The organism is Ornithinimicrobium sp., assembly GCF_035267225.1.
Classification (GTDB): domain Bacteria; phylum Actinomycetota; class Actinomycetes; order Actinomycetales; family Dermatophilaceae; genus Ornithinicoccus.
Genome location: NZ_DATFMA010000073.1, coordinates 1 through 22,800, shown reverse-complemented (window position 1 = coordinate 22,800; position 22,800 = coordinate 1). Strand labels below are relative to the sequence as shown.

The 22,800-nt window shown below is 71.3% G+C and carries 25 protein-coding genes; 21 read left to right on the top strand and 4 right to left on the bottom strand.

Features of this window, described 5'->3' with window-relative positions:
• Positions 1–690 (top strand): AAA family ATPase (locus VJ976_RS06845; RefSeq protein WP_324099370.1); only part of this gene is annotated, 690 nt, incomplete at its 5' end.
• 10 nt (positions 691–700) lie between these two features.
• Here the strand turns inward: VJ976_RS06845 and VJ976_RS06840 are convergent.
• The 3 genes from VJ976_RS06840 to radA all read right to left on the bottom strand — a co-directional run bounded on the left by VJ976_RS06840 (position 701) and on the right by radA (position 4,266).
• Complete coding sequence (locus VJ976_RS06840) at positions 701–1,651, bottom strand: A/G-specific adenine glycosylase (protein ID WP_414693583.1); 951 nt, start codon at positions 1,649–1,651, stop codon at positions 701–703.
• Positions 1,648–2,700 carry a DNA integrity scanning diadenylate cyclase DisA gene (gene disA, locus VJ976_RS06835; protein WP_324099371.1) on the bottom strand — a complete coding sequence of 351 codons (1,053 nt, stop codon included), beginning with the start codon at positions 2,698–2,700 and terminating at the stop codon, positions 1,648–1,650. The genes VJ976_RS06840 and disA overlap by 4 nt, the downstream gene beginning before the upstream one ends.
• 93 nt (positions 2,701–2,793) lie before the next feature.
• Positions 2,794–4,266 (bottom strand): DNA repair protein RadA, encoded by a 1,473-nt coding sequence (gene radA, locus VJ976_RS06830; protein WP_324099369.1) that lies wholly within the window; start codon positions 4,264–4,266, stop codon positions 2,794–2,796.
• Between the two features lie 127 nt (positions 4,267–4,393).
• Here radA and VJ976_RS06825 point away from each other — a divergent pair, with 127 nt between their 5' ends.
• The 4 genes from VJ976_RS06825 to VJ976_RS06810 all read left to right on the top strand — a co-directional run bounded on the left by VJ976_RS06825 (position 4,394) and on the right by VJ976_RS06810 (position 7,678).
• The gene (locus VJ976_RS06825) at positions 4,394–5,203 is read left to right on the top strand and encodes a sugar phosphate isomerase/epimerase (protein ID WP_324099368.1); all 810 of its coding nucleotides are present in this window, start codon (positions 4,394–4,396) and stop codon (positions 5,201–5,203) included.
• 69 nt (positions 5,204–5,272) lie between these two features.
• The gene (locus tag VJ976_RS06820; protein WP_324099367.1) at positions 5,273–6,238 is read left to right on the top strand and encodes a proline dehydrogenase family protein; all 966 of its coding nucleotides are present in this window, start codon (positions 5,273–5,275) and stop codon (positions 6,236–6,238) included.
• Between the two features lie 5 nt (positions 6,239–6,243).
• Positions 6,244–7,044, top strand: a complete 801-nt coding sequence (gene proC / locus VJ976_RS06815) for a pyrroline-5-carboxylate reductase (RefSeq protein ID WP_324099366.1) — start codon at positions 6,244–6,246, stop codon at positions 7,042–7,044.
• A 94-nt stretch (positions 7,045–7,138) separates the two neighbouring features.
• On the top strand, positions 7,139–7,678 hold the full coding sequence (locus VJ976_RS06810; RefSeq protein ID WP_324099365.1) for a GNAT family N-acetyltransferase: 540 nt from the start codon (positions 7,139–7,141) through the stop codon (positions 7,676–7,678).
• An 18-nt stretch (positions 7,679–7,696) separates the two neighbouring features.
• On the opposite strand, the gene VJ976_RS06805 is transcribed toward VJ976_RS06810, so the two are convergent.
• Positions 7,697–8,365, bottom strand: a complete 669-nt coding sequence (locus VJ976_RS06805; protein WP_324099364.1) for a TrkA family potassium uptake protein — start codon at positions 8,363–8,365, stop codon at positions 7,697–7,699.
• A gap of 73 nt (positions 8,366–8,438) precedes the next feature.
• Between VJ976_RS06805 and VJ976_RS06800 the strand changes: the two genes are divergently transcribed.
• From VJ976_RS06800 to ccsA, 16 genes are all read left to right on the top strand, one after another.
• The gene (locus VJ976_RS06800; protein WP_324099363.1) at positions 8,439–9,626 is read left to right on the top strand and encodes an acetoin utilization protein AcuC; all 1,188 of its coding nucleotides are present in this window, start codon (positions 8,439–8,441) and stop codon (positions 9,624–9,626) included.
• Positions 9,627–9,809: 183 nt separating this feature from the next.
• Positions 9,810–10,010, top strand: a complete 201-nt coding sequence (locus tag VJ976_RS06795) for a helix-turn-helix domain-containing protein (RefSeq protein ID WP_324099361.1) — start codon at positions 9,810–9,812, stop codon at positions 10,008–10,010.
• Between the two features lie 96 nt (positions 10,011–10,106).
• Positions 10,107–10,205: a 30S ribosomal protein bS22 gene (locus VJ976_RS06790; RefSeq protein WP_003792170.1), complete on the top strand. Its 99-nt coding sequence runs from the start codon at positions 10,107–10,109 to the stop codon at positions 10,203–10,205.
• Positions 10,206–10,242: 37 nt separating this feature from the next.
• Positions 10,243–10,569: a glutaredoxin family protein gene (locus tag VJ976_RS06785; protein WP_324099360.1), complete on the top strand. Its 327-nt coding sequence runs from the start codon at positions 10,243–10,245 to the stop codon at positions 10,567–10,569.
• Positions 10,570–10,712: 143 nt separating this feature from the next.
• The gene (locus tag VJ976_RS06780) at positions 10,713–11,420 is read left to right on the top strand and encodes a redox-sensing transcriptional repressor Rex (RefSeq protein WP_324099359.1); all 708 of its coding nucleotides are present in this window, start codon (positions 10,713–10,715) and stop codon (positions 11,418–11,420) included.
• Positions 11,417–12,736, top strand: a complete 1,320-nt coding sequence (locus VJ976_RS06775; protein ID WP_324099358.1) for a glutamyl-tRNA reductase — start codon at positions 11,417–11,419, stop codon at positions 12,734–12,736. Before VJ976_RS06780 ends, VJ976_RS06775 begins: the two co-directional genes overlap by 4 nt.
• Positions 12,733–13,665 (top strand): hydroxymethylbilane synthase, encoded by a 933-nt coding sequence (gene hemC, locus VJ976_RS06770; RefSeq protein WP_324099357.1) that lies wholly within the window; start codon positions 12,733–12,735, stop codon positions 13,663–13,665. Before VJ976_RS06775 ends, hemC begins: the two co-directional genes overlap by 4 nt.
• Entirely contained in the window at positions 13,662–15,326 is a 1,665-nt protein-coding gene (locus VJ976_RS06765) for a uroporphyrinogen-III synthase (RefSeq protein ID WP_324099356.1), read from the top strand. Before hemC ends, VJ976_RS06765 begins: the two co-directional genes overlap by 4 nt.
• Positions 15,323–16,321: a porphobilinogen synthase gene (gene hemB / locus VJ976_RS06760; RefSeq protein ID WP_324099355.1), complete on the top strand. Its 999-nt coding sequence runs from the start codon at positions 15,323–15,325 to the stop codon at positions 16,319–16,321. The genes VJ976_RS06765 and hemB overlap by 4 nt, the downstream gene beginning before the upstream one ends.
• Positions 16,311–16,850, top strand: a complete 540-nt coding sequence (locus VJ976_RS06755; protein WP_324099354.1) for a MarR family winged helix-turn-helix transcriptional regulator — start codon at positions 16,311–16,313, stop codon at positions 16,848–16,850. The genes hemB and VJ976_RS06755 overlap by 11 nt, the downstream gene beginning before the upstream one ends.
• 57 nt (positions 16,851–16,907) lie before the next feature.
• On the top strand, positions 16,908–18,230 hold the full coding sequence (gene hemL, locus VJ976_RS06750) for a glutamate-1-semialdehyde 2,1-aminomutase (RefSeq protein WP_324099353.1): 1,323 nt from the start codon (positions 16,908–16,910) through the stop codon (positions 18,228–18,230).
• Positions 18,231–18,234: 4 nt separating this feature from the next.
• On the top strand, positions 18,235–18,882 hold the full coding sequence (locus tag VJ976_RS06745; RefSeq protein ID WP_324099352.1) for a histidine phosphatase family protein: 648 nt from the start codon (positions 18,235–18,237) through the stop codon (positions 18,880–18,882).
• Positions 18,879–19,502, top strand: a complete 624-nt coding sequence (locus tag VJ976_RS06740; protein WP_324099351.1) for a TlpA disulfide reductase family protein — start codon at positions 18,879–18,881, stop codon at positions 19,500–19,502. Before VJ976_RS06745 ends, VJ976_RS06740 begins: the two co-directional genes overlap by 4 nt.
• A complete protein-coding gene (locus tag VJ976_RS06735) occupies positions 19,495–20,238 on the top strand; it encodes a cytochrome c biogenesis CcdA family protein (RefSeq protein ID WP_324099350.1) in 744 nt (247 codons plus the stop codon). Before VJ976_RS06740 ends, VJ976_RS06735 begins: the two co-directional genes overlap by 8 nt.
• Complete coding sequence (gene resB, locus VJ976_RS06730; protein ID WP_324099349.1) at positions 20,238–21,878, top strand: cytochrome c biogenesis protein ResB; 1,641 nt, start codon at positions 20,238–20,240, stop codon at positions 21,876–21,878. The genes VJ976_RS06735 and resB overlap by 1 nt, the downstream gene beginning before the upstream one ends.
• Positions 21,875–22,800 (top strand): cytochrome c biogenesis protein CcsA (gene ccsA / locus VJ976_RS06725; protein WP_324099347.1); only part of this gene is annotated, 926 nt, incomplete at its 3' end. The genes resB and ccsA, both read left to right, overlap by 4 nt.

The following is a 22,800-nucleotide window of genomic DNA, read 5'->3' as shown; positions in this document are numbered from 1 at the left end:
CAGCTGACCGAGAAGGTGCGGCGCAAGCCGTTCTCGGTCGTGCTGTTCGACGAGATCGAGAAGGCGCACGCGGACATCTTCAACTCGCTGCTGCAGATCCTCGAGGACGGTCGGCTCACGGACTCCCAGGGCCGCGCGGTCGACTTCAAGAACACGGTCATCATCATGACGACGAACCTCGGCACGCGTGACATCGCCAAGGGCGTCTCGCTCGGCTTCTCCGCGGGCAACGACACCCGCAGTGACTACGAGCGCATGAAGAACAAGGTGACCGACGAGCTGAAGCAGCACTTCCGACCCGAGTTCCTGAACCGTGTGGACGACACCATCGTCTTCCCGCAGCTCACCCAGAGCGAGATCGTCCAGATCGTGGACATGATGGTCGCGCGTCTGGACGAGCGCCTGAAGGACAAGGACATGGGTATCGAGCTCACGTCGGCGGCCAAGGCGCTGCTGGCCAAGAAGGGCTACGACCCGGTGCTCGGAGCGCGACCGCTGCGCCGCGCCATCCAGCGCGAGATCGAGGACGCGCTCTCGGAGAAGATCCTCTTCGCCGAGCTCGAGGCCGGCCAGATCGTGCTGGTCGACACCGAGGGCGAGGGGCGCGAGGAAGCGTTCACCTTCACGGGAACGCAGAAGTCGGACATGCCGGACACTCTGCCGGTCGAGGAGGCGCGCTCCGCGGAGTGACCCTCGCCGGCTAGCGCGTGGCGAACCCGTACCAGTCCCCGTCCTCGAGCGTCCCGCTCGGGGGCGGGGACTGCTCGTCCCGAGCCGGGACGTCGGCGTAGCGCACCAGAAGACCTTCCTGCAGCAGGGCGGACAGGCAACGCTCTCGCTGGGTGTCGTCGTCGGGCCAGGCCGCGACGAAGGCGTCGTAGGGCAGCCAGGTGTCGTGCTGACGCACCAGCTCCAGCAGCCGGCCGCGACACTGCCGGTCGGTGCCGTGCCAGCGCTGGGCGCGACGCGCCGGGCCCCGGTAGGGCGCCTGGCCCTGCGCCACCCAGGCGCAGCGACGGCGAATCGGGCAGCGTTGACACTGAGGAGCGCGGGCGGTGCACACCAGGGCGCCCAGCTCCATCACGCCCACGTTCCATCGCACACTGAGCGCGGCCTCGGCGGGAAGGACTTCGCCGGCGAGGCGGGTCTCGGCCCGGGTCAGCGACGGAGCAGGCAGCGCCTGGGCGCTCAGCGCGCGCGCCAGCACGCGGCGCACGTTCGTGTCCACGACCGGGGTCCGGGCGCCGAAGGCGAACGAGGCCACTGCTGCGGCCGTGTAGGCCCCGATGCCGGGCAGGTCCCTCAGCTGCGCCTCCTCGGCGGGAACCTCACCGCCGTGCCTGGCCTGAACCTGCACCGCACAGGCGTGCAGGCGCAGGGCCCGGCGTGGATAGCCCAGGCGGCCCCAGGCTCGGACAGCCTCTCCCGCGGGCTCGGCGGCGAGCGAGGCCGGAGTGGGCCACCGCCGCATCCAGTCGCGCCAGACCGGCTCGACCCGCGCGACCGGCGTCTGCTGCAGCATCACCTCGGAGACGAGCACCGCCCACGGCGAGACGTCCGTCGCGCGCCAGGGCAGTTGGCGGGCGTGCTGGTCGTACCAGCGCACCACCTCATCGTGCAGGTCCGAGGAGGTGGTCCCGCCCAGGCTCACACGTACCGTTCCATGATGCTGCTCTCGGCCAGTCTCGACAGCCCCTCGCGCACCACCCGAGCGCGCCACTCACCGACCCCCTCGACCGCCGTCAGGTCCTCGATGCCGGCAGCAAGGAGCGCTTGAAGGCCACCGAAGTGGTCGATGAGCCGGTCGGAGATGGTGGGGGGCAACCGGGGGATGCGCGAGATCAGCCGGGCTCCGAGCGGGAACACCGAGGTATCCAGCGACTCGGTGGAGCCGTGGAATCCCAGGCAGCGCGCCACCGCCCCGAGGTTGAGCAGGTCGGTCGCGGTGAGCGCGTCGATGCTGTGCAGGATGTCGGCTTCGCTGCGGACGGTCGAGGCCTGATGGGCGTAGTCGCGGACCACCAGCTCACGACTGAGACCGATGCCGCCGACGAGCTCGCTCAGCTGCAGACCGATCAGCCGGCCGTCGGTGCCGAGCTCGACCCGGTACTGCGCGATCTCGTTGCTGATCCGACGCACCATCTCCAGACGCTGCAGCATGGAGGCGGCGTCGCGCACGGTCACCAGGTTCTCGATCTCCAACGCCGACAGGGTTCCGGCGACCTCGTCCAACCGGGCTCGATAGCGCTCCAGGGTCGCCAGCGCCTGGTCCGCTCGCGACAAGATCTGGCTGGAGGAGTCCAGCACGTGGCGCTGGTCCCCGACGTACACGGCGACCAGCGACATCGACTGGCTCACCGAGACCACGGGAACCGAGGTCTGCTTCGCGGTGCGCTCGGCGGTGCGATGCCGGGTGCCGCTTTCCCGGGTCTTGATGTCCGAGTCGGGTACGAGCTGCACGGCAGCACGGACGATGCGCGTGACGTCGCGGTCGAGGATGATCGCACCGTCCATCTTCGCCAGCTCCCGCAGGCGGGTGGCGGAGAAAGGCACCTGGAGCTCGAAGCCTCCGGTGCACAGGTCGACCACGTCGGGACTGTCGTCCAGCACGATCAGGGCGCCGGTGCGCCCACGCAGGATGCGTTCCAAACCGTCGCGCAGCTCGGTTCCCGGCGCAACCGCGGCCAGGGTCGCCCGCATGAGCTCCTCGTCCGGTTGTGCCACCGTGCCCCGATCCTTCGTGAAGGGCACTCCCAGGCCTCGCCGGGGTGCCGCCCTCTGACGTGAGTGTCGTCAGGGACCGATCCTGCCACGGGAGCCGGCCAGGCGCCGTGGCTCGTGCCCGTGACCGTTCCGCCCTCGGCCGGGAGCAGATGGCGCGGCGCTCGGGTCGAAGGCCGCCGCAGCGGCCTCGGCGACGGTGGCGGCCTCGGTGACCTGGATGTCAGCCTGGGCCGGCGTCTCGCGCAGGGAGCCGGTCGGCACCACCGCGTGCCGGAACCCCATCCGAGCCGCTTCCACCAGGCGACGATGGACGCCACTGACCGGACGCAGCTCTCCGGCCAGGCCGACCTCGCCGCAGGCCACCGTTCCGAGCGGCAAGGCACGGTCGACCGTGGCACCGGCGACGGCCAGCGCGACCGCCAGATCGGCGGCCGGCTCGGTCAACCGCACCCCGCCCACGGTGGAGACGTAGCAGTCCGCCCCGGTGACGTCCAGACCCGCGCGTCGCTGCAGCACAGCCAGCACCATGGCCAGGCGGGCGGAGTCGACGCCGCTGGTGGTGCGGCGCGCGCTCCCGGCGCCACCCGGGCCGAGCAGAGCCTGAACCTCGGCCAGCAACGGTCGCCGCCCTTCCAGGGTCACGCTGACGCAGGTCCCGGGCACCGGGGCGTCCCGGCTGGTCAGGAAGAGCGAGCTGGGGTCCGCCAGACCGACGATGCCCGCGCCGCCGAGGTCGAAGCACCCGACCTCGTCCGTCGGTCCGAACCGGTTCTTCACCGCCCGCAGCAGGCGTAGCCGTGCGTGTCGATCCCCTTCGAACTGCATCACCACGTCCACCAGATGCTCCAGCGTGCGCGGCCCGGCGATGGATCCGTCCTTGGTCACGTGACCGATCAACAGCGTGCAGACACCGCGGGTCGTGGTGGCCCGAACGAGCGCCGAGGCCACCTCCCTGACCTGGCCCACGTGGCCGGGTGCGCCCTCGACCTCGGCGCTGGCCACCGTCTGCACCGAGTCCACCACCAGCACGTCGGGCTGCACCCGTTCCAGGTGCCCGAGCACCGCGGCGAGGTCGGTCTCCGCGGCCACGAGGAGACCGGCGGTCAACGCCCCGGTGCGCTCGGCCCGCAGACGGACCTGTGCCGCGGACTCCTCGGCCGAGACGTACAGCGCGCGGGCCCCTCCCCGCGCGGCCCGCGCGGCGACGTCGAGGGCCAGAGTCGACTTCCCGGTGCCCGGCTCCCCGGCCATGAGCACGGTGGCCCCGGGCACCAGGCCACTGCCGAGCACGCGGTCGAACTCCGCGACGCCGGTGCTACGGGCGCGGGCCGGCTCGGCGCTGACCTGGTCGATCGGCACGGCCGCGCTGGCGGGCGGCCGCGGGGCGGTACGCGGCCCGGTCTGCGCCGCCTGCTCGCTGACGCTGCCCCAGGCCTGGCACTCGGGACACCGGCCTACCCACTTGACGCCGCGCCATCCGCACTCGGTGCACACGTACGCGGGACTGGACTTGGCCGAGGCGGCTCGGGAGGCTGCGGGCATGAGCGACAGGGTAGGCGGCCCCGCCGACAGGCTCCGCACGTCGCGCCTCGTGCGGACAGCCCTGACGTGGCGACTCAGCGAGGTGTCGCCGCGGGGGTTACTGTGTCGGCCATGACCGGGACAGCGCGTGCCCGCACCTGAGATGCGCCGTATCCCGGTGCACCTGTCCACGTCCTCGGTATACCCCGAGGGGCCGGGCTACGCCTTCGACCTCGCCGAGCGGCTCGGCTACGACGGCATCGAGGTGATGGTCTGGAGCGATGAGGTGACCCAGGAGGCCAAGCCCCTGCTCGCCCTCTCGCGTTTGCACCGGCTGCCGATCGGCGCGATCCACGCGCCGACCCTGCTGCTGAGCCAGCGTCTGTGGGGCTGGGACCCCTGGGGCAAGATCGACCGTTCGCTCATCCTGGCTCAGGAGGTGGGGGCCCCCGTCGTGGTGGTGCATCCGCCGTTCCGCTGGCAGGAGCGGTACGCCCGCGGCTTCGTCGCCGGCGTGGCGCGGCGCTCCGCGCGCAGCGGCATCCGGATCGCGGTGGAGAACATGTTCCCCTGGCGCGTGCGTGGTGCCTCGATCCAGGCCTACCTTCCCGACCACGACCCCACCGACGAGGACTACGAGGCCATCACCTTCGACATCTCGCACGCGGGGACGGCGGGTCAGGACGCGCTCAGCATGGTGCGCGGCCTGGGTTCGCGCCTGGCCCACGTCCACCTCGGCGACAGCACCGGCACGTTCAAGGACGAGCACCTGGTGCCCGGCCGCGGCACCCAGCGCTGCGCGGAGGTGCTGCGGCACCTGGTGGACACCGGCTACCCGGGGGTGGTGAGCCTGGAGGTGGGCACCCGCAAGATGGACCGGGTCCAGCGCGAGGTCGACCTGGAGGAGGCGCTCACCTTCACCCGGAGGCATCTGAGCGAACCGGGCACCGGCCCCTGACCGCGGGCCGAGGAGGAGGAGCGTGACCGGCGAGTGCGGCCCCGGGCCCGAGCGCGTAGCCTGACCTTCATGAACCTTGGTGTCCTGGACCCCTCGCCCCTGCTCCGCCGCGGACTGCTGGAGGTCAGCCAGCACGACTCGCTCCGCAACGCGATCGAGAAGGCCCCGATCAGCCGCGGTGTGGTGAACCGCTTCGTGGCCGGTGCCGACAACGACGCGGTGACCGATGTCTCCGAGGAGCTGGCCTCCTCGGGGCGGATGGTGACCATCGACTACCTCGGGGAGGACACTCTCGACGCCGAGATGGCCACCGAGACGAAGCAGCAGTACCTGGACCTGCTCGAGCAGCTGTCCGCGCGCGGTCTGACGGCGGACGGGCGGGTCGAGGTCAGCCTCAAGCTCAGCGCACTGGGCCAGGCGCTGGGCCACGAAGGGCACGACATCGCCCTGGAGAACGCCCGGGAGATCTGCCGGGCGGCGGCCAACGCAGGCACCACGGTGACCCTGGACATGGAGGACCACAGCACCACCGACGCCACCTTGCAGAGCTTGCGCGAGCTGCGGCAGGACTTCCCGTGGGTCGGTGCGGTGGTCCAGGCCTACCTGCACCGCACCGAGTCCGACTGCCGGGACCTGGCTCACGAAGGCAGCCGCGTGCGGCTGTGCAAGGGTGCCTACGCGGAGCCGGAGTCCGTCGCCTACCAGGACAAGTCCGACGTGGACAAGTCCTACGTGCGGTGCCTGAAGGTGCTCATGGCCGGGGACGGCTATCCGATGGTGGCCAGCCACGACCCACGCCTGGTCGAGATCACCGGCGCCCTCGCCGACCGTACGGGTCGGTCCGCCGACAGCTTCGAGTACCAGATGCTGCTCGGCATCCGTCCTGACGAGCAGAAGCGTCTGGTCGCCGACGGCTCGAGGGTGCGGGTCTACACCCCCTACGGCGACCAGTGGTACGGCTACCTCGTACGCCGGATGGCCGAGCGGCCGGCGAACATGGCGTTCTTCGCGCGCTCTGTGCTGACCACGGGCTGAGCGCCGTGGGCATTGCCATCCTCGGTGCGGGGGTGATGGGCTCCACGCTGCTCTCCGCCTTGGTGCGGGCCGGTCACGACCCGCACGGGATCACCGTCAGCGACAAGGTGGCCGAGCGTGCGCGTGAGGTCGCCGATGAGCACGGGGTGCAGGCCGGCGAGCCGGGCGAGGCGGCGCGGGCTGCCGACGTCCTGGTCCTGGCGGTGAAACCCCAGGACATGGGCGGGCTGCTGGACGAGGTCGCCGCCGAGGTGCACCCCGGGGCGTTGGTGATCTCGATCGCCGCCGGGATCAGCACGGGCTACCTGGAGTCACGGCTGCCCGACGGGGTGTCGGTGGTGCGGGCGATGCCCAACACGCCGGCGCTGGTCGACCAGGGCATGTCCGTGCTGGCTCGAGGCCGGCACTGCGGGGTGGAGCACGCCGCCAGTGCCGAGTCGCTGTTGAGCACGGTGGGTGCCGTCGCCACCCTGGACGAGCGCCATCTGGACGCCGTCACCGCCCTCAGCGGCAGTGGTCCGGCCTACATCTTCTACGTGGTCGAGGCGATGATTGAGGCCGGTGTCCTGCTGGGCCTGCCTCGAGTCAGCGCCACCGAGCTGACCGTGCAGACGCTCTTCGGCGCCGCCAGCATGATCCGCGAGACCGGCCAGCACCCGACGGTGCTGCGTGAGCAGGTCTCCAGCCCCGGGGGGGCCAGCGTCACGGCACTGCGGCACCTGGACGACCACAAGGTGCGGGCCGCGTTCGTCACCGCGATCGAGGCCGCCGCCCGTCGCTCCGGCGAGCTCTCGGCCGGGGGATAGCCCTGCCGCGCAGACCGCGTCGGGGACGGTCGACGTCACCGGATCTTCATCTCGCACGGTGAGCAGGGGCCGCGACCTGTGCCACAGTATGCGCATGGCAGAGATCAGCGTGCGCCGACTGGGCGAAGAGGACTGGGCCGAGTACCGCCGGACCAGGCTGCGCGCGCTGAAAGAGTCACCGGAGGCCTTCGTCGCGTCCGCCGAGGAGGAGGCCGAGTACGGGGACGAGCGCTGGCGCGACCGGATGCGGCGCTCGCACCGTCTGCTGGCCCAACGCGACGGTGATCCCCTGGGCGTGGTCAGTGTCGGGTCGGAGCACACCGCCGACGAGTCCGTGGGTGAGCTGTTCGGTCTCTGGGTCTCACCGGACGCCCGGGGCACCGGGGTCGCCCGCCGCCTCCTCGAAGCGGCTGCACGCACCGCGCGGGAGAGTCAGATGAGGCACCTGGTCTACTGGGTGGGCACCGACAACGGGCGAGCCGTCGCCTTCGCCAGCAGCTTCGGGTTCCGGCCCACGGACAACCGCAGGCCGGTCCGGATCAGGGGTGTCGACACCGAGGAGGAGGACGCCGAGGAGATGGCGATGGTCCTGCCGCTGAGCAGCTCGACGGGGGAGATCCCGACCAGCCTGTAGCTGACGACGCTCGCTGGACTAGGGGCGAGCGGCCAGCTGCTCGATGTACTTGCTCAGTCCGGAGACGATCATCATGTGGTGCTGGCCCACCTTGGTCTCGGGCAGCGCGTGCATGAAGTCCTCGCCCGGAGCCTTCACCCCGACCACCGTGACGCCGTAGCGCTTGCGGATGTCGGTCTCGCCGAGGGTGAACCCGATCATCTCCTGAGCGGGGCGCATCTTGACGATGGCGTACCCGTCCTCGAACTCGATGTAGCCCTCCATCTTGCCGTTGACCAGGTGAGCGACCCGCCCACCGGACTCGGCCTCGGGGAAGATCACATGGTGCACACCGATTCGCTCGAGCAGCCGGGCATGCTCCGCGCTGATCGCCTTGGCCCAGATCGAGGGGATGCCGAGGTCGACCAGGTTTCCCACGGTCAGCAGGGAGCCCTCGATCGAGGTGCCGATGCCCACCACCGCGATTCGGAAGTCCCGAGGCTTGGCGCTGCGTAGCTCCTCGGGGTTCGTGGCGTCGATGGTCTGCACGCGCATGAGCTTGCGGGCGTAGCGCTCGGCGACGTTGCTGTTGAGCTCGACTGCGTGGACCCGGTAACCGAGCCGGTCCATCTCCATCGCGGCGGCGGCACCGAAGCGCCCCAGCCCGATGACCAGGACGTCCTCGTCGAACAGTTGGTGCTTGGCCATGCCCTCATCCTTTGCGCCGTCGGTGGCCGAGGTGACGGTCCCCCGGAGGGAGGACCTCGGCTAGCGTGCCTCCATGATCGCTGCTCACATCGTGTGGGACCACCGTTTCACGGCCTATGACTTCGGCCGCGGCCACCCGATGCATCCGATGCGCCTGCAGCTGACCCACACCTTGAGCCAGGCTCTGGGCCTGCTGGACCACGAGGAGGTCACCGTGGGCCCGGCCCGCCCCGCCGAGACCGACCTGCTGGGGCAGATCCACTCCGGTGCGCTCATCGAGGAGGTGCGTCGCCTCTCCGCCGACCCCGGCGCTGCCGACGGCAGGTTCGGTATCGGAAGCTCGGACACCCCGGCGTTCAGCGGCATGCACGAGGCCAGTGCCCTCGCGGTGGGCGCCACCGTGGAGGCCGCCCGCCAGGTCTGGTCCGGGCAGGTCCCACACGCGGTGAACATCGCTGGGGGGCTGCACCACGCCATGCCCGGGCGCGCGTCCGGGTTCTGCGTCTACAACGATGTCGCCGCTGGGATCCTCGACCTGCTCGCGCACGGTGCCGAGCGAGTCGCCTATCTCGACCTCGACGTGCACCACGGTGACGGGGTGGAGACCATCTTCTGGAACGACCCACGCGTGCTCACCGTGTCGTTGCACGAGACCGGGCGGATGCTGTTCCCCGGCACTGGGTTCGCCGGCGACACCGGTGGCCCGGGCGCTCCGGACAGCGCCGTCAACGTCGCCCTTCCGCCCGAGACCGACGACCGGGGGTGGCTGCGCGCGTTCGCCGCCGTTGTTCCGGCCCTCCTCGGCGCCTTCTCGCCGGACGTGATCGTCAGCCAGCACGGATGCGACTCCCACCGCGACGACCCGTTGGCTCACCTGAGCCTGACGATCGACGGCATGCGCACAGCCCAGGAGTGGGTCCACGAGCTGGCCCACCGCGAGTGCGAGGGCCGGTGGGTCGCCCTCGGCGGCGGTGGCTACGAGCTCGTGCAGGTGGTGCCGCGCGCCTGGTCACATCTGGTCGGCCTGGCCGGACACCGACCGGTGGGGCTGGATGCCGCCATCCCCTCGGAGTGGCAGCAGATGGTGCGGCGAGTGTGCGGGGTGAACGCACCCGCGACGATGGGCGACCGCGGGGGCGCCGCGATCGAGTACGGAGCGTGGGAGGAGGGCTACAACCCGGACGACCCGGTCGACAGCTCGGTGATGGCCACACGTCGGGCCGTCTTCCCCGGGTGGGGGTTGGACCCGTTCTTCGACTAGACCACCGCAAGCAGGAGTGATCTCGGTCACAGACGCATTGTGACGGCGTGTCAGGCTGGACAGATCGGGCACGGGCGGTTTCGCAACGGTCACGTCTGCACCTATGGTTACCCCACGAGGGGACGCGCGCGTCGACGTGAGGACGCGCCGCCTCTGAGGAGACGACGAGATGAGGAAGCCTCCATGGGCGAGGACCGTCAGGTGGCGGACATGAACTTCATGACGGTGGCCGAAGTCGCCGCGTTGATGCGTGTGTCGAAGATGACCGTGTACCGGCTGGTGCACAACAACGAGCTGCCGGCGGTCAGGGTGGGCCGCTCCTTCCGAGTGCCTCGGCAAGCCGTCCACGACTACCTGAGCGACTCCTACCACGGCACGGCCTAGACGGGCCGCGATTGGGGTCACCACGCCCCACGCCGGTAGTCTGGCGAGCACTGCATCGCTCGCGGTGCTCCTCTCACGAAAGACTCGGTCACTGTCATGGGTTCAGTCATCAAGAAGCGCCGCAAGCGGATGGCGAAGAAGAAGCACCGCAAGCTGCTGCGCAAGACCCGTCACCAGCGCCGCAACAAGAAGTAGCGACCGGGAAGCCGGCGCTCGTAGAGTCGGGACGACCGTGACGAAGCCGGGCCATGACGCCGGGTCGGGTGTGGGTGAGATGCTTCCGGAGCTCGACGCCCGCGGACGGTCGCTACGAATCTCCGTGCTCACCAGGCCCGGCTGCCACCTCTGTGTCCGGGCGGTCAGCGCCGTTGCGGACGTCTGCGACTCCCTGGGCGACGTGGGGTACGCCGAGGTCGACATCGACGAGGTGGCCGAGCGCGACCAGCAGGTCCGAGCACGCTACGGCGAGTGGGTGCCCGTGACCTTCGTCGACGGAACGATGCACGACTACTTCACCGTCGATCCCGAGCGGCTGCGTGAGGCTCTGACCTCGACCTGACCCACCAGCCGGTCCGGAGCCGGCGCAGGAAGTCCTTCGATCACTTTGTGCATTCGTTCACAAAGTCGTATTCTGGGGTGGTCGCGCCGAAACGTCCCCCGGGCTCCGGTCGCGGCCCAGTCGACGAGGAGGTGGGTGACGCAATGACCGTTGAACCTGCTCGTCGAGGGGTCCCGGACGCCAGTGTGGCGCGCCTGCCCGCCTACCGACGTGCCCTCAGCCACTGTGCCGAACGTGGTGCGACCTACGTGTCCTCACAGGAGCTGGCCGAGGCCACGGGAGTGCATCCCGCTCAGCTGCGCAAGGACCTGTCCTACCTCGGTTCCTACGGTCTGCGTGGGGTGGGTTACGACGTGGCGCAGCTGCACGACCAGATCGGGGCCGAGCTCGGGCTCCTCGGAGACTGGCCCGTGGCCATCGTGGGCATGGGCCATCTCGGCCGGGCGCTCGTGGCCTACCGCGGCTTCTCCAACGCCGGGTTCCGGATCGTGGCTCTGGTCGACGACGACCCCGAGGTCGTCGGTGAGACCGTCGGGGGTCTGCGCGTACAGAGCCTCGACGAGCTCGTGGCCTCCGCGATCACGCTGGACTTCGGGGTCATCGCGACCCCCGCTGCCGGCGCCGACGGGGTGGCCGAAGCCCTGGTCGGTCTGGGTGTCCACTCCATCCTCAACTTCGCCGCCACCCACCTGCACGTGCCGAAGGGGGTGGGCGTGCGCACCGTCGACCTGTCCACCGAGCTGGAGATCCTGGCGTTCCACGCGCAGCGTCGGCCCTCGACGGCTGCAGCCGCGGGCGAAGGGGAACCGACGACAGCACCGGCCCCCGCGGCGGCGGAGACGGCCCGATGAGCCTGCTGATCGTGGGCCTGTCGCACGAGAGCGCGGACCTGGCCCTGCTGGAGCGGATCGGGCTGCAGGAGCGACCGGGCGAGTCGATCTCTGCCCGCCTTCTCGCCTCGGTCGACGTCGGCGAGTTCCTCGTGCTCACGACCTGCAACCGGGTCGAGGTCGTCGCTGCGGTGGACCGTTTCCACGGGGCGGTGAACGACATCGCGACCGCCTTGGCCGAGGTCAGCGGCAGGCAGGAGGAGACGCTGCGAGGCAGCCTCTACGTCCACTACGACGACCGGGCTGTGCATCACCTGTTCTCGCTGGCGTGCGGGCTGCGGTCGATGGCCCTGGGCGAGCCGCAGGTGCTGGGTCAGCTGCGCCAGGCACTGGCGCGAGCCCAGGACGCCGGCACGGTCGCCGGCCAGCTCAACCCTTTGCTGCAGCACGCTCTGCGGGTGGGCAAGCGTGCGCATGCCGAGACCGAGCTGGACTCGGTGGCGAAGTCCTTGGTGCATCTGGGACTGCACGAGCTCGCGGTGCCCGACCTGCAGCGCGCCCGAGTGCTGGTGGTCGGGGCCGGCGCGATGTCCGGGGTCGCTGCGGCAACCCTGGCGCGGGCCGGAGTAGCAGAGCTGTGCGTGGTCGCCCGGGACCCGGCCAAGGCCTCCGCTCTGGCCGCTCGACACCACGGGCGCAGCGTGCCGTGGTCGCGGTTGGCCGAACAGCTCGGTGCGGTGGACCTGGTCGTCACCTGTACCGGCGCCACCGAGCCGGTCATCGACGTGGCCGACCTGTCCCGTCCGCGGGAGCGTCGCCACGACGGATCGCTCCCGGACCTGGCCATCCTGGACCTGGCTCTGCCCTGCGACGTGGACCCCCGGGTCGGCGACCTGCCGGGGATCCGGCGCTGCGGCCTGGCCGACCTCCACGCCCGCCGCCTGATGCAGGACGACAGCTCACCGGTCGTCCGTGAGGTCGAGGACCTGGTCACCGGAGAGGTGGCGGCCTACCTGACCGAGCGGCGGGCGCACGAGGTGGCCCCCACCGTGGCTGCGCTCCGGGCGCAAGCGGGCGCTTTGGTTCAGGAGGAGATGGCGCGTCTCGAGCAGCGACTGCCCGAGATGGACGAGGCGGCTCGCGCCGAGGTCCGCCGCAGCGTGAGCCGGGTCGTCGACAAGCTGCTGCACACCCCTACCGTGCGGGTGAAGGAGAAGCACGCTCAAGACCAGGCCGAGGACTACGCGCGGGTGCTGCGCGAGCTCTTCGACCTGGACCCCCGCGACGCCGTGGCGGTCACCACCCCACCGGCGCTCGGCCCGGACGGTGTGCGATGAGACTCGGGACCCGGGCTAGCGCCCTCGCCCGGGCGCAGGCCCACGCGGTGGCCGAGCGTCTGCGGGCCGCAGGGGAACACGTCGAGATCGTGCTCGTCTCCACCGAGGGCGACCGTAGCGACCAACCGCTGACCCAGATCGGCGGGACCGGCGTGTTCGCCTCCGCCCTGCGCTCGGCCCTGGTGCGTCGCGAGGTCGACCTCGCGGTGCACTCGCTCAAAGACCTGCCCGTGGCGCCCTACCCGGGGCTCACCCTGGCCGCCATCCCGCAGCGCGAGGATGCCCGCGACGTGGTGTTCAGTGCCTCCGGGGCGCCGTTGGCGGAGCTTCCCGCGGGAGCGAGCGTGGGGACCGGCTCCCCACGACGAGCCGGGCAGGTCTCGGCACGGCACCCGCACCTACGCATCCAGGACATCCGCGGCAACGTCGACACCCGGATCGCGAAGGTGGCGACCGGCCAGGTCGACGCCGTGGTGCTCGCGGCGGCGGGAGTGGCGCGACTGGGGCGGGAGCACGAGGTCAGCCACGTGCTCGGCTTCGACGAGATGCTGCCCGCCCCCGGGCAGGGCGCCCTCGCCATCGAGTGCCGCGACGGCGATACCGGCGACGACCTCAGCGAGCGGGACGGATCCGTCCTCGCCGCCTGCGCCGCCCTGGACGACGACATCACCCGTGCCTGCGTCACCGCCGAGCGGGCCATGCTCGCCCGCCTCGAGGCCGGGTGCACGGCGCCGGTCGCCGCCTTGGCGACCGCCGGCGCCGAAGGCCTGGCGCTGCAGGGGTGGGTCGGGCTGGGTGGTCTGGTCGCCGAGGCAAGCGCGGTGGGTGCGGACCCCTCCTCGCTCGGTCGCGACCTGGCCGACCAGCTGCTGCAACAGATTCTTGCCGAACCGTCAGAACCGATCCTCGTAACGGAGCGTGAATCGTGACTACGCACATCGATGCCCCAAAGACTCTTGCCCCACGCCTCTCGCCCAACCCGTGCGCGCGCGTCGCCTTCGTGGGGGCCGGGCCGGGGGACCCCGGGCTGCTCACGGTGCGGGGGCGCGACTATCTGGCGCGCGCGGACATCATCGTCCTCGACAGCCTCGACCTGGCGGAACGCGTCCGCGCCTACGCCAGCCCCGACGTCGAGTTCGTCGACGGGTCGCGCCGGCCCTGCGGCCGTGAGCTGAGCGCCAACTCCCAGGCCAACCTGGTCGTCTCCACGGCCACGGAGGTCGCTGACCCCTCGGTGCTCGTGGTGCGCCTGATGGACGGTGACCCCAGCGCCTTCAACGGCTTGACCCTGGAGGCTTCGGCATGTCACCGCGCCGGGGTTCCGTTCGAGATCGTGCCCGGGGTCAGCACCGCCTGGTCGGTCCCGATGTACGCCGGCGTCCCGCTGACCGGCTCCAACACGGGCCAGGAGCTGCACATGATCGACGGATCGGACGCCCAGATCGACTACTCGCTGTCGGTCTCCGACGTGGTGACGGTGGTCGTGCTCGGGTGCGCCGGTGACCTGCGGCGCACCCTCGCCGGCCTGGTCGACGCCGGCCGGGACCCGGCGACTCCGGTGGCGCTCACCGAGCACGGAACCACGGTGACCCAGCACACCGAGGTCACGACGCTGGCCCTCGCTCTCGAGGCGCTGGCCGACGACCGTGCCCCCGAAGCGACGGTGGCCGTCGTCGGCGCGCAGGTGGACCTGCGCGACGAGCTGTCCTGGTACGAGACCAAGCCGCTGTTCGGCTGGAAGGTGATCATCCCGCGGACCAAGGAGCAGTCCGGGGGGATGGTGGACCGGGTGGCCTCCTACGGCGCCTCCGCGTCGGTGGTGCCCACCATCAGCGTCGAACCGCCCCGGACCCCGCAGCAGATGGACAAGGCCATCAAGGGGCTGGTGACGGGCCGGTACGAGTGGGTGGGCTTCACCTCGGTCAACGCGGTGCGCGCGGTGCGCGAGAAGTTCACCGCCGTCGGTCTGGACGCGCGCGCGTTCTCGGGGCTGAAGATCGCCGCCGTGGGCGGCGCCACGGCCGATGCGTTGATGGACTGGGGTCTGGTGCCCGACCTGATGCCGACCTCCGAGCACTCCGCGAGAGGGCTGCTGGAGGTCTGGCCGCCGTACGACGAGGTGCTGGACCCGATCAACCGGGTGCTGCTGCCGCGGGCGGACATCGCCACCGACACGCTCATCGCGGGTCTGCAGGACATGGGATGGGAGGTGGACGACGTCACCGCCTACCGGACCGTGCGCGCGAGCCCGCCGCCCGCCGAGGTGCGCGAGGCGATCAAGGGTGGCGCCTTCGACGCCGTGTGCTTCACCTCCTCCTCCACGGTGCGCAACCTCATCGGGATCGCCGGCAAGCCCCATCCGCGCACGGTGGTGGCGTGCATCGGCCCTGCGACGGCGAAGACGGCCGAGGAGCACGGACTGAGTGTCGATGTGGTGGCGCCGACCGCCTCGGCCGAGTCGCTGGTCGACGCGCTCGCGGCTCACGCGACCGACCTGGCGGACGGCTACGCAGCGCAGGGTCTGCCGGTCCAGCGTCCCAGCGAGCGCCGGAACGGGGTGTCCCGAGGCCGCTCTGAGGCGCGCGCGTGAGCTTCCCGGCGCAGCGACCGCGGCGTCTGCGCACGGGTCCCGCGGTCCGGAGCCTCGTACGCCAGACGCGGGTGCATCCCAGTGACCTGGTGCTGCCGATGTTCGTGGCCGAGGGCAACCGGGAGCCGGTGCCGATCACCTCGATGCCCGGCGTCTACCAGCACAGCTTCGACTCGTTGCGGCGCGCGGCCGAGCATGCCACCGTGGCGGGGGTCGGTGGCCTCATGCTCTTCGGCGTGCCCACCCGCCGCGACTCCCGGGGCAGCGGGGCGGACGCGCCGGACGGGGTGCTGAACCGGGCCCTGGGCCGGCTACGGGCCGACCTCGGTGACACCACCGTGCTGATGTCCGACCTGTGTCTGGACGAGTTCACCGACCACGGGCACTGCGGAGTGCTGGACGACTCCGGCCGGGTGGACAACGACGCCACCCTGCAGCGGTACGCCGAGATGGCCCTGGCCCAGGCCAGCGCCGGGGCTGACGTCGTCGCGCCCTCGGGGATGATGGACGGCCAGGTGGCGGCCGTCCGCGCGGCTCTGGAGGAGGCCGGCCATACCGACACGGCCATCCTGGCCTACACGGCCAAGTACGCGTCGGCGTTCTACGGCCCGTTCCGCGAGGCGGTGGCCTCCAGCCTGACCGGGGACCGGGCGACCTACCAGCAGGACCCGGCCAACCGGACCGAGGCCAGGCGCGAGCTCGACCTGGACCTCAGCGAGGGCGCCGACATGGTCATGGTCAAGCCCGCGTTGCCCTACCTCGACGTCCTGTCCGACGTGGCCGCCACCAGTGATGTACCCGTGGCCGCCTACCACGTGTCGGGTGAGTACGCGCAGCTCGAAGCGGCGGTCGACCGTGGGTGGCTGGACCGTGAGGCGGCCGTGCTGGAGGCACTGACCTCGATCCGGCGGGCGGGGGCGCAGTTCGTGTTGACCTACTACGCCGACTATGCTTGCCGCCTTCTCGACCGCACGGATCGGAACCATGGCGAATGAGCACGACGCGACGGCGCGCGGGCTCTCAGCGACCCTGGAAGAGGGGGTTTCCACCCCTCGGTGGCTCGACGACGACGAGCAGCGAGCGTGGCGGGCGTGTCTGCGGGGGTACCGGTCGCTCATCGTCGCAATGGAGACGGGGCTGACCGGCACCGGTGTGCGGCTCGCGGAGTACGAGGCCCTGTCGATGCTCAGCGAGGCTCCGGGCGAGCGCCTCAGGATGTCCGCCCTCGCCGAGCTGGTGGTTCAGTCGCGCAGCCGGTTGACGCATGCGGTGAAGCGCCTGGAGGGGATGGGTCTGGTGCAGAGGTCCCGGATCGCGCACGACGGGCGGGGCGTCGAGGTGTCGTTGACCCGCGCCGGCCTGCACCTGGTGCAGGAGCTGGCGCCGCTGCACATCGAGACGGTGCGCCTGGCCTTCCTGGACCAGATGAGCCGGGAGGAGCTGCTGGTGATGGGCACCCGGATGGAACGGGTGATGGAGGCGGCGGCGAGTATCTCCTCGCCCGAGGGCACCAGGGCGCTGTAACCCGAGCCCGGGCGCCCGCGCTGTCCGGGTGAGCTGGCGGGTGGGACACTGGACAATATGCCGACCGACGTCACCGACCGCTCCCGTGCCCTGTTGGAACACGCCGCACACGTCATCCCCGGCGCAGTCAACTCCCCCGTGCGCGCCTTCCGCTCCGTGGGGGGCACGCCGCGCGTGATGGCCTCGGCCGCAGGGCCATGGCTGACCGACGTCGACGGAAACCGCTACGTGGACCTGATCTGCTCCTGGGGGCCGATGATCCTCGGGCACGCCCATCCCACGGTGCTCGAGGCCGTCACACAGGCCGCCGGCCGAGGCTTCGGCTTCGGCACTCCGACCGAGGCCGAGACCCTGCTGGCCGCGGAGATCGTCGGGCGGGTGCCGCCGGTGGACCAGGTGCGCCTGGTCAGCTCCGGAACCGAGGCGACGATGAGCGCCGTGCGGGTGGCCCGGGGCTACACCGGCCGCGCGGTCATGGTGAAGTTCGCCGGGCTGTACCACGGACACGTCGACGCACTCCTGGCCTCCGCCGGTTCCGGCCTGGCGACCTTCGCCCTGCCGGACTCCGCGGGGGTCCCTCCGTCCGCCGCGGCCGACACGATGGTCTTGCCGTACAACGACCTCGCCGCCCTCGAGGCGGCCTTCGCCGAGCACGGCGACAAGATCGCCGCCGTCATCACCGAGGCGGCCGCCGGGAACATGGGCGTCGTGCCTCCCGACCCGGGATTCACCGAGGGCATCCTCAGGCTCGCCCACGCGCACGGTGCCTTGGTGATCTCCGATGAGGTGATGACCGGGTTCCGCTGTGGTCCGTCGGGCTGGTACGGCCTCGAAGGGCCCTACGAGCACGGGGCGCCTGACCTGATGACCTTCGGCAAGGTCATGGGTGGGGGGTTCCCGGCGGCGGCGTTCGGGGGGCGTGCCGAGGTCATGGCGGTGCTCGCGCCTCACGGTCCCGTCTACCAGGCGGGAACCTTGTCCGGGAACCCGGTGGCGGCCGCAGCCGGACTCGCAACCCTGCGCGAGTGCACGCCGCAGATGTACCAGCGGCTCGGGCGCGCGGCGACCACCGTGGCCGCGGCGGTGACCGACTCGTTCACCCGCCACGGGATCCCGCACCGGATCCAGTGGGCCGGGTCCATGTTCAGCGTGTTCTTCCGCGACGAGCCGGTGCACACGTTCGCCGATGCGGCCGACCAGGACACCGAGCGCTTCGCCGCCTTCTTCCACGCCATGCTCCGCCGCGGTGTCCATCTGCCGCCCAGCTGTTTCGAGGCCTGGTTCCTCAGCGCGAGCCACGACGAGGAGGCGCTCGAGCACGTCGTGCGGGCGATCGAGGACAGCGCCGCAGAGATCGCTCAGCCGGCAGTGCGAAGATGAGGCCATGACAGTGGCGGCCGTGACAACGACCGTGCACGTCATCCGGCACGGCGAGGTGGAGAACCCCGAGGGTGTGCTCTACGGAAGGCTCCCGGACTTCCACCTCTCTCCCCTGGGACGGCAGATGGCCGAGGTGACGGCCGACTATCTGGCCCCCCGCGACATCGTCCACGTCGTGGCCTCTCCGCTGGAGCGGGCCCAGGAGACCGCCGAGCCGATCGCGCACCGACACGGCCTGGCGGTGCGGACCGACGCCCGGGTGGTCGAGGCCGCCAACCACTTCCAGGGCACCACGGTGGCCAGTGGCGGCGTGCTGCACCAGCCCCAGCACTGGGCCTTCATGCGCAACCCCTTCCGGCCCAGCTGGGGGGAGCCGTACCGTCAGATCGCGACCCGCATGATGGCCGCGCTGACGACCGCGCGGATGCAGGCGCGGGGTCACGAAGCGGTGGTGGTCTCGCACCAGCTGCCGGTCTGGACGTTGCGCCGGCAGCTGGAGGGACGCCGTCTCTGGCACGACCCGCGGCGCCGCGAATGCACCCTCGCCTCGGTCACCTCGGTGCGCTACGAGGGTGACGACCCGGTGGAGGTGTCGTACGCCGAGCCCGCCGGTCATCTTCTGGCTGCTGCCCGCCCGGGCGCGGGGGCATGAGCAGGAGGAACCGACGGGAGCGTCGCGTTGCCGTCGCCGTGCTGCTGGGTCTGCTGGCGGGTCTGCTCCTGTCCGGCTGCGGGGGCGGCGAGAACAGCATCGCCGAGCAGGCCCGGGCGGGGGACGACAAGAACTACATCGCCGGTGACGGCAGCGTGACGGTGATCGGGCCGCAGGACCGGCAGACCGAGATCGCGCTCTCGGGCCAGACCCTGGAGGGTGAGGACTGGTCGTCCGAGCAGGCGCGGGGCGAGGTGCTCGTGATCAACGTCTGGGGCTCTTGGTGCGGTCCCTGCCAGGCCGAGGCGCCCGACCTCAACGAGGTGTACGCGCAGTTCACCGACGCCGACGAGCCCGTGCGCTTCATCGGGGTCAACCACCGCGACAGTGTGCCGACGGCGTTGGCCTTCCAGCGCGCGAAGGACGTGGAGTACCCCTCGCTGGAGGACGACGGCGGCCAGACCCTCACCCAGCTGAAGGGCCTGGCCAACGCTCGCCCGAGCACTCTGGTGCTGGACCGCTCCGGTCTCGTCGCGGCCCGGGTGCTCGGCCAGGTCGACGCCAGCACGCTGGAGAGCCTGGTCGACGACGTACTCCAGGAGTCGTCGTCGAGTGAGTGAGATCGTGCTGAGCGGCCCGCTGCTGGCGGCCATGGCCCTCGCCGCCGCCGCCGGGCTGGTCTCCTTCGCCTCCCCCTGCGTGCTTCCCCTGGTACCCGGCTTCCTCGGATACGTCAGCGGGATGGCGCCCGACTCGACACCCGGCGCAGGTGACCGGCCGCGGCTGGTGCTGGGGGCGGCCCTGTTCGTGTGCGGCTTCAGCGGCGTCTTCCTGGCCATGAGTGTCGTCGTCTCCTCGGTGAGCCAGGCGCTGAACGCGCGGCAGGACCTGTTGCTGCGCCTGGGCGGTGTCGTCGTGCTGGCGCTGGGCGCGTTCATGCTCGGGGCGGCCGGCTCGGGCTGGCAGCCGCGGTGGCGACCGGCCGCGGGGCTGCTCGGCGCACCGTTGCTGGGGGTGGTGTTCGGGCTGGGCTTCACCGCGTGCACCGGCCCGTCGCTCGCGGCGATCCAGACGCTCGGGGCCACGCTCGCTCCCCAGGAAGGCGTCTCGACCCGGGCCCTGCTGCTCGGGGTCGCCTACTGCGCCGGGCTCGGGTTGCCGTTCCTGGCCATCGCGGGCGGTCTGGGTTGGGTGCAGCGTGTCTCGGAGGTCCTCCGGCGGCACCACCTGGCGATCCAGCGGGCCTCCGGGGTGCTGCTCGTGGCGCTCGGCCTGCTCATGGTCAGCGGGGTATGGGGGATGGCCATGGCGTGGGTGCAGACGCAGCTCGTCGCCTCGTTCGAGACCGCGCTGTGATGGCGGGGCCGGCCCTGGGCCTGCGGGGGTGGGCGCGCTGGACGTGGCGCCAGCTGACCAGCATGCGGACGGCCCTGTTGCTTCTGCTGCTGCTCGCGGTCGCGGCGGTACCCGGCTCGATCTGGCCGCAGCGCGGCGTGGACCCGGCCCAGGTCACGGCCTACCTGCAGCAGAACCCTCGCCTCGGCCCGTGGCTGGACCGTCTCGGGATGTTCGACGTGTTCTCCTCCCCGTGGTTCTCCGGGATCTACTTGCTGCTGGCGGTGTCGCTCATCGGGTGCGTCGTGCCACGGACGCGGCAGCATGTGGCTGCGATGCGGGCGCAGCCACCGTCGGCGCCCCGCCGGTTGGAGCGGCTTCCCGCCCACCACAGCCTCACCCTGGCCGGCGACAGCTCGAGCCTGGAAACCGGGCAGCTGCGCCAGCGCGCGCAGGAGGTGCTGCGGCGCCGGCGCTACCGGGTGGCGGTGAAGGACGCCGGGGTCGAGGCGGGCTCGGGGTTCGACGTCTCCGCGGAGACCGGATACCTGAAGGAGACCGGCAACGTGGTCTTCCACGTGGCGCTGCTGGGGGTCATCGTCTCGGTCGCCGTCGGCCACCTGTGGGGGTGGCGGGGCGAGGTCATCCTGCCGGTGGGGGAGAACTTCACCTCAGCGGCTGCCGAGTACGACACCCTGCAGCCCGGCCCCTGGGTGGGCGAGAACGAGCTGGCCCCCTTCCAGCTACGCCTGGACGAGATGACGGTCTCGTTCGAGACCGAGGCGCAGGGGGCGCAGTTCGGAGCGCCCCGCGAGTTCTCGGCGGAGGTCACGACCGTCCCCCGGCCGGGGGCGACACCGGAGACCGCGCGGCTGGCCGTCAACGACCCGCTGTCGGTCGACGGAGCCTCGGTCTACCTGCTCGGCAACGGCTACGCCCCGGTGGTCACGGTGCGCGACTCCTCGGGGCAGGTTCTCTTCTCCGACGCCGTGCCGTTCCTGCCGCAGGACGACAACTACACCTCCACCGGCGCCGTCAAGGTCGCCGGCGCCAAGCCGGAGCTGGGTCTCTACGGCGCGTTCCTTCCGACCGCTCGCATCGACGAGCGCGGGCCGACCTCGGACTTCCCCGACCTGGTCGACCCCAAGCTGGCCATCGGCGTCTTCGAGGGCGACCTCTTTCCCGGGGGAGCAGCGCAGTCGGTGTACGTCCTGGACACGGCGGGGATGGAGCCCGTCCTGGACTCCGATGGCGATCCCACCCGGATGCTGCTCACCCCGGGGGAGACGGCGACCCTCCCGCAGGGTCGAGGCACGGTCACCCTCGACGGTGTGGTGCGCTGGAGCGGTCTGGTCGTCCGGCACGATCCCGGCCGGCTGCCCGTCCTCATCAGCTCCGTGACCGCCCTGGTCGGCCTGGTCCTCATGCTGGGCGTGCGCCGGCGCCGAGTCTTCGTGCGCGTCACCGGCGACCGGGGCGCGGGCACGCTCGACGGGGCGACCCGGCATACTGGAGTGACGGTGCAGGTGGCCGCGCTGGTCAAGGACCATGACCCCGGGTTGCAGTCCCTGGTCGAGCAGCTGGCGGCGGAGATCACCTCCGCCGACGAGGTGAGAACCATGGACCGCGAGCCGGCAGCACGACGAGAGGGCAGTGGATGAGGAACGACACCCTGGCAGTGGCCTCGGACATCGGAGTCTGGGTCACCATCGTGCTGCTGGCGGTGGCGATGCTGGCCTTCGCAGCCCACTTGGCGGTGCATGCCGCCGCAGCTCGGCCCTCGTCCTCGGTACGCCCGGCCGAGACCGCGCTCGCCGGCCGCGGCAGCGCCCCGCCCGCGCCCTCCAGCCCGGGCACCGATCGGGACCGACCACGGTCACCCGGCTCGAACGGGGAGGGCGAGGTCACCGAACAGGCGCCGTCTCGGCGCTGGGGAGTGGTGGGGCTGCAGGTCACGCTGCTGTCCACCCTGGTGCTCGTGGCCAGCACCGCGCTGCGGGGCCTGTCCGTCCAGCGAGCCCCCCTGGGGAACATGTACGAGTTCGCCCTCGTCGCCTGCTGCTTCGCCCTGGTCATCTACTGCGGTTGGAGCCTGCGTCGGGACCGGCTGTGGCTGGGCCTGTTCGTGACCGGGCCGGTGCTGCTCATCCTCGGTCTGGCGCGCCGGGCCTGGTACACCGAGGCCTCACAGCTCTTGCCCTCGCTGGAGAGCATCTGGCTGGTCATCCACGTGAGCATGGCCACACTGGCCGTGGGGCTGTGCCTGATCGGTTTCGCCACCGCGACCCTGTACCTGCTTCGCGACACGGCGGAGTCGCGGGCCGCGGGGCCGACGGGCGGGGGCGAGGTCACCGGCTGGCGCCGTGCGCTGCCGCCCGCCGAGTCGCTGGAGCGGATGACGTACGGGATCCACGTGGTGGCGTTCCCGTTGTGGACGTTCACGCTGATCGTGGGGGCCACCTGGGCCGAGCAGGCCTGGGGTCGCTACTGGGGATGGGACCCCAAGGAGGTCTGGACGTTCGTCATCTTCGTGGTCTACGCGGCGTACCTGCACGCTCGCGCCACCGCGGGGTGGACCACCCG